The organism is Stenotrophomonas sp. 22385 (assembly GCF_052045085.1).
GTDB lineage: Bacteria > Pseudomonadota > Gammaproteobacteria > Xanthomonadales > Xanthomonadaceae > Stenotrophomonas.
In genome coordinates this window covers 278,381-284,610 of the sequence record NZ_JBQEOG010000006.1, presented here as the reverse complement: position 1 = coordinate 284,610, position 6,230 = coordinate 278,381, and the positions used below count along the sequence as shown (strand labels likewise).

Annotated in this window: 6 protein-coding genes and 2 tRNA genes (1 of these 8 cut by a window edge); 6 read left to right on the top strand and 2 right to left on the bottom strand. The window is 66.3% G+C overall.

Going from position 1 to position 6,230, the window contains the following annotated elements:
* From ACTJI4_RS12925 to ACTJI4_RS12915, 3 genes are all read left to right on the top strand, one after another.
* Nucleotides 1-55 (top strand) — tRNA-Asp (locus ACTJI4_RS12925) (it extends 122 nt beyond the left edge of the window).
* Nucleotides 56-143: 88 nt separating this feature from the next.
* Nucleotides 144-220: transfer RNA gene (locus ACTJI4_RS12920), tRNA-Asp, on the top strand.
* 134 nt (nt 221-354) lie between these two features.
* A complete protein-coding gene (locus ACTJI4_RS12915; RefSeq protein ID WP_392915042.1) occupies nt 355-2,328 on the top strand; it encodes a peptidyl-prolyl cis-trans isomerase in 1,974 nt (657 codons plus the stop codon).
* A 69-nt stretch (nt 2,329-2,397) separates the two neighbouring features.
* Here ACTJI4_RS12915 and ACTJI4_RS12910 read toward each other — a convergent pair whose 3' ends face one another.
* Both ACTJI4_RS12910 and gloB read right to left on the bottom strand, forming a co-directional pair.
* Nucleotides 2,398-3,600: a transglycosylase SLT domain-containing protein gene (locus ACTJI4_RS12910; RefSeq protein WP_440869551.1), complete on the bottom strand. Its 1,203-nt coding sequence runs from the start codon at nt 3,598-3,600 to the stop codon at nt 2,398-2,400.
* The gene (gloB, locus tag ACTJI4_RS12905) at nt 3,597-4,364 is read right to left on the bottom strand and encodes a hydroxyacylglutathione hydrolase (RefSeq protein WP_440869550.1); all 768 of its coding nucleotides are present in this window, start codon (nt 4,362-4,364) and stop codon (nt 3,597-3,599) included. The genes ACTJI4_RS12910 and gloB overlap by 4 nt, the downstream gene beginning before the upstream one ends.
* A gap of 11 nt (nt 4,365-4,375) precedes the next feature.
* On the opposite strand from gloB, the gene ACTJI4_RS12900 reads away from it, so the two are divergent.
* The 3 genes from ACTJI4_RS12900 to dnaQ are packed head-to-tail and all read left to right on the top strand — an operon-like array spanning nt 4,376 to nt 6,215.
* A complete protein-coding gene (locus ACTJI4_RS12900; RefSeq protein WP_440869549.1) occupies nt 4,376-5,020 on the top strand; it encodes a methyltransferase domain-containing protein in 645 nt (214 codons plus the stop codon).
* Nucleotides 5,021-5,032: 12 nt separating this feature from the next.
* Entirely contained in the window at nt 5,033-5,485 is a 453-nt protein-coding gene (rnhA, locus tag ACTJI4_RS12895) for a ribonuclease HI (protein ID WP_068849587.1), read from the top strand.
* Nucleotides 5,486-5,489: 4 nt separating this feature from the next.
* Nucleotides 5,490-6,215: a DNA polymerase III subunit epsilon gene (dnaQ, locus tag ACTJI4_RS12890; protein ID WP_282247398.1), complete on the top strand. Its 726-nt coding sequence runs from the start codon at nt 5,490-5,492 to the stop codon at nt 6,213-6,215.
* Nucleotides 6,216-6,230: the final 15 nt, after the last annotated feature.

Genomic DNA, 6,230 nt, shown 5'->3' with positions numbered 1-6,230 from the left:
GAATGCTGGCCTGTCACGCCGGAGGTCGCGGGTTCGAGTCCCGTCCGCTCCGCCAGTTACAAAAAATCCTCGAAAAGCATTACTTCGGGGTGGGTTTTCTGAATATCTTCGGATATAATGAGCGCCTGCAAAGTTTCAAGCGCGGAGCGGTAGTTCAGCTGGTTAGAATGCTGGCCTGTCACGCCGGAGGTCGCGGGTTCGAGTCCCGTCCGCTCCGCCAATTCTTGAAGGCCCCTGGTGCAGACCAGGGGCTTTTCTTTTTTGCGCGATGCCCGTCTGCCGGGCGCCCCTGTTGGGGAGTGGCGCGAAGCGGGGTACACTGCCGGATTCGCCAATCGGGCCTTGATTTTTCCCATGCTGCAGAAACTTCGCGACAAGACCTCGGGCTGGATCGTTACCGTGATCCTGGGGCTGCTGATGATTCCGTTCCTGTTCGTGATCGACTCCAGCTATCTGGGCGGTGTCGGTGCGCAGAACGTTGCCAAGGTGGCAGCGCCGCCGACCTGGTGGCGCTCGGCGCCGTCGTGGTGGCCGATGTCGCTGCTGTGGCAGCACCATGAAATCAGTGCGGAAGAATTCCGTACCCGATTCGAGCAGGCCCGCCAGCAGGCCCGCCAACAGCAGGGCGAGAACTTCGACCCGCGCGAGTTCGAAAGCGCCGAAAACAAGCGTGCCGTGCTCGACCAGATGGTCGACGAGCAGGTCGTGCGCCTGGCAGGTGAACAGTCGGGCATCGTCATCAGCGACGCCGCCGTGCGCGACACCATCGCCTCCATCCCGGCGTTCATCGGTGCCGATGGCAAGTTCAACCAGGATCAGTACCGCCTGGCACTGAGCACCGGCAATCCGCCGCGCACCCCGGCGCAGTTCGAAACGCTGGTGCGCGAAAGCCTGCAGCAGTCGATCATTCCGCAGGCGCTGCAGGAATCGGGCTTTGTCACCAGCGCCGAGGCCGAGCGGCTGATGAAGCTGCTGGGTGAGACCCGCGACGTTGAAATCGCCGCGCTGCCCGAACTGCCGGCCGATACCGCCGAAGTGACCGACGCGCAGATCAAGCAGTGGTACGACAGCCATCCGAAGGATTTCCGCCAGCCGGAAACCGTGTCGCTGGAGTTCGTGGAAATCAACGCGGCCACCCTGCCGCCGGCGGCTGCCGCCGACGAGGCCACGCTGCGCAAGCGCTATGCCGATGAAAAGGCGCGGTTCTCCACGCCCGAGGCCCGCCTTGCGTCACATATCCTGATTGCCGCCGACGGCAGCGATCCGGCCAAGCTCAAGGCTGCTGAAGCCAAGGCAGCCGCGTTGGCTGCGCAGGCCAAGGCGCCGGGTGCGGATTTCGCCGCGCTGGCCAAGGCCAACTCGGACGACACCGGCTCCAAGGCCACCGGGGGTGACCTGGGCTGGGTGGAACGCGATTCGATGGTCAAGCCGTTCGAAGATGCGCTGTTCGGCATGAAGGCAGGCGAGGTGAGTGCACCGGTCAAGACCGAGTTCGGTTACCACGTGCTGCAGCTGCGCGAGGTCCGTGGTGGCCAGCAGCGTCCGTTCGAGGAAGTCCGTGACCAGCTTGCCGCCGAGCAGCTCAAGGCCGACAACGAAGGCGCGTTCTCCGAACTGAGTGGCCGCCTGGTCGACCAGGTGTACAAGAACCCGACCTCGCTGCAGGGCGCGGCCGATGCGCTGAAGCTGAAGGTGCAGACCATTGGCCCGTTCACCCGCGATACCGCCAGCGGCATTGCCGCCAACCCTGCGGTGCTGCGTGCGGCGTTCTCCGATGTGCTGGTGCAGGACGGCACCGTGAGCGACCCGATCGCGATCACGCCCGACCACAGCGTGATGATCCGCGTGACCGACCACAGCCCGGAACAGGCGTTGCCGCTGGACAAGGCCCGCGACGGCGTGATTGCCGCGATCCGTGCCGACCGCAACCGCCAGGTCTCGGCCAAGGCCGCCGACGCGCTGCTGGCCAAGCTCAAGGCCGGGCAGAGCCTGCAGGCCGTGGCCGCCGAAGAAAAGCTGCAGCTCAGCCCGCTGCCCGGCCTGCCGCGCACCCAGCCGGTGCCGACTCCGGAGATCAACCGCGCCGTGTTTGCTGCCCCGGCTCCGACCGAAGGCAAGCCGAGCTACGGCAAGGTCGCCGTGCAGGACCGTTACGTGGTGTTTGCGGTCAACAAGGTGACCCCCCCGAATCTGGCTGAAGTGCCGGCCGAGCAGAAGCAGCAGTTCAAGGACCAGCTGGACCAGGTCGACGGCATGGCCTCGGCCAAGGCCTTCATCCAGGCCATGCGCAAGCACTACAAAGTGCAGATCGAAGAAGCGAACCTCTAAGGGTTCGCTGAGCGCATACGAAAAAAGGCCCGGCAATGCCGGGCCTTTTTTTGTCACGCCTTGTCCGCCTCAATCCTCGACGCGCAGCACCGCGCCGGGCTTGAGCACACTGCTGCCGCTGAGGTTGTTCAGCGAAAGCAGCGCTTTCAGCGGCATCCCGTAGCGCTTGGCGATCGTCCATGCCGATTCGCCGTTGCGCACGGTGTGCCGGCGTGCCTTCGGGCGATCGGCGCTGGCCACGCTCCGGCTGGCCAACTGGGTCTCGGTACGCGGGCTGACCGTGTCCGAGACGGGCGCGTCGGCCTTGGCCAGCATCACCGAGGGATCGACCGGTGCGTGGGTGGCCGGGGCCAGCACAGTCACCTGGCCGCTGGGACGGCCTTTGCCGGTGGCCAGGGCCGGGTTGAGCCGGGCGATGCGCGCCGGGTCCAGCGCCCGCTGCGCGGCCCACTGCTGCACGCTGGTGCCGGCCGGCAGGGTATGTCCCTTCAGCACGGGCACGGTGCGGTCCAGCGAGGCCATCACGGCCGGCGTGGTTTCGGCATCTTCCAGCACGCAGGCCAGCGCGTGCAGCTTTTCAACGTAGAAATAGGTTACCGGCGAGAGCCCCGGCAATGCGGCGGGCCGCGCGTTCTGGGCGTTCATGCCCGCTTTCCGCAGCGATTGGAGCACCCGGTACTCGCCGGCGTTGTAGGCCATGGTCGCCAGGCGCCAGTCGCCGCCGAACATCCCATGCAGGGTTTTGAGGTAGCGCACCGCGGCCTGGGTGGAATCGACGGCGGACAGGCGCCCGTCATAGCCGCTGGTCATCTGAACGCGATGGTTTTTCGCGGTGGTGGCGATGAACTGCCACAGGCCCGCCGGTCCGGCGCCATTGCGTGCATTTGGCCGATAGCCGCTTTCCACGAACGGGATCAGGGCGAACTCGGTAGGCAGGTCTGCCTTGCGCAGCTCCTCGACCACATAGCCGAACAGCACGAGGGCGTCGTCATCCTGATTGGCCAGGCGTGACGGCGCATGGGCAAACTGCTTCTGCCAGCGCGGGCTGGTGGCCTCGGCATTGCAGGTCGGTTCGGCCAGACCCTCGCGGAAACTGGCGAAGATCTCCTGGCCATTGCGGACCGAGGGCGCTGGAAGGGCAGCGGGGTCCAGTGGCAGCTGCGAAAGTCCGGCCACGTTCTGCGACATTCCCGCACTCAACGACTGGGCGCCCGCGGTGCCGGCCAGGGCGATCGCCAGGCCTGCCGCGAGCGGCAACCATCGCCGACTCATGTTCGGAATCCGTCTTTCCAGCCCCGCAGACCCGCCAGGACATCGACTTCATCGGTGACGGGGCGACCGAGATGCTGGCTGACAGCAGCGCGGACGGCGGGTGTATCGGTTCGCAGGAACGGGTTGCATTCCAGCTCGCTTGCCAATGTTACGGGCAGCGTTGGGCGTTCATCGCGGCGCATGGCCAGTGCCTCCTCTTGGCGTCGCGCTAGCGCGGCGTTGGCGGGGTCGACATGCCGCGCGAAGACGGCATTTGACACGGTGTACTCATGGCCGCAGCACAACAACAGGTGCGGCGGCAGGGACGCCAGCTTGAGCAGGGAAGCCAGAAGCTGGGGTGGCGTACCTTCGAACATCCGGCCACAGCCCAGGCTGAACAACGCATCGCCACTGAAAAGATGTTCAGCGCTGTGAAATGCGATATGCGACCGGGTGTGTCCGGGCACGGATACTACGTGCATCTCCAGCCCCAGTGCCTGAATGCATTCACCTTCGCCCACCCGGCGCGTGGCGCCGGGAATGCGCTGATCGTCCGGGGCGATCACCTCAAGGCCCGGAAACCGGGCCTGCAGCTCTGCCACGCCGCCGATATGGTCCTCGTGGTGGTGGGTGAGCAGTACCGTGTGCGGGTGCCAGCCGTGCTGCGCTGCGGCGGCCAGTACGGGGGCAGACTGGCCGGGGTCGACCACGATCGCGCGGCCGTCGTCGGCGACCAGCGCCCAGATGTAGTTGTCCGCGAATGCGGGTAGGGCAGTCAGTCGCATAGAATTGGACCATGCCCGCCGCGCCGAGCCCCCGTCAAGCTTCCGTCGCATCCTGGTTTGATACTGAACCGGCGCAGGCGTTGCGTGAGCTGGAGGGGAAGGCGCTTGAACCGGTGCTGGCGTCGTACCCACTGAACCCCTGGTTGTGGATCGCGCCGACCCCGGCCTGGCTGGAGGCGGCCGCGCTGCCCGGGCAGGGTGTGCGCCTGTACCGCAGCGAAGGCGGCTACACCGGCGATGTCACCTGCGCGCTGCCGCTGCCGTTCCAGAGTGAGAGCTTCAATGCCATCGTGCTGCAGCACGTGACCGCGCGCGACGCCGAACATCTCATCGTCGAATGCGAGCGCGTGCTGATGCCGGGTGGGCGCCTGTGGCTGTCCACCCTCAATCCGTTCAGCCCGTTCCGCAGCCAGTGGCGCCGGCACGGGCTGGTAGTGCGCACCCCGCAGCGGCTGCGCCACAGCCTGGAGCGGGCGGGGCTTGCGTGTGACGACCTGGCCTGGCTGGGCCCGATGTGGCGCGACCGCGCCCCCGAGCGCGGCAGCATCGCCGCGCTGCGCGCGGCCTGCCTGTTCACTGCCGAAAAACGCACCCTGGCCCTGCCAGGACCTACGCCACTGCCGGTACGCCGTTGGCACGGCACCGTGGCGACTTGATCTGGAGTTGTATTGAAAACGATTGAAATCCACACCGACGGTTCCTGCCTCGGCAATCCCGGTCCCGGTGGCTGGGCCGCGCTGATGCGCTACAAGGGCCACGAGCGTGAGCTGAGCGGCGGCGAAGCGCACACCACCAACAACCGGATGGAGCTGATGGCGGCCATCTCCGGCCTGGAAGCGCTGACCGAGCCGTGCGAGATCGTGCTGTTCACCGATTCGCAATACGTGCGCCAAGGCCTGACCCAGTGGCTGCCGGGCTGGATCCGCAAGAACTGGAAAACCGCCGGCGGCGACCCGGTCAAGAACCGCGACCTGTGGGAGCGGCTGCATGCGGCCACCCAGAAGCACAGCATCGACTGGCGCTGGGTGAAGGGCCATTCCGGCGACCCGGACAACGAGCGGGTGGATACGCTGGCGCGCGACGCCGCGATCCGGATCCGTGCTGCCGGCCCGGTACACTAAGCCCATGCGTCAGATCATCCTCGATACCGAAACCACCGGCCTGGAATGGCGAAAGGGCAACCGCATCGTCGAAATCGGCTGCGTGGAGCTGCTTGAGCGGCGCCCGAGCGGCAACAACTTCCACCAGTACCTCAAGCCGGACTGCGAGTTTGAACAGGGCGCCCAGGAGGTTACTGGACTGACCCTGGAGTTCCTGGCGGACAAGCCCGTATTCGCGCAGGTGGCCGAAGAATTCCTCGCCTACATCGACGGCGCCGAGCTGATCATCCACAACGCCGCGTTCGACCTGGGCTTCCTGGATTACGAACTGTCGTTGCTGGGCGACCAGTACGGAAAGATCACCGACCGCTGCACGGTGATCGATACGCTGAAGATGGCGCGCGAGCGCTATCCGGGCCAGCGCAACTCACTGGACGCGCTGTGCAAGCGGCTGGGCGTGGACAACGCGCACCGCCAGCTGCACGGTGGCCTGCTCGATGCGCAGATCCTGGGCGATGTGTACATCGCCCTGACCTCCGGGCAGGAAGAGATCGGCTTTGGTTCGGCCGATGACGCCCGCCCGGGCACCGCCCATGCGCAGGCTTTCGACACCAGCCGTCTGCTGCCCCGCCCGCGCGTGGTGGCAACGGCATCGGAACGGGAGGCGCACGAAGCGCGCCTGGCCAAGCTGCGCAAGAAGGCCGGGCATGCCATCTGGGATGGCCCGAAGGTGGAAGAGGCCGTCGCGTAACGGCATCACGACCAA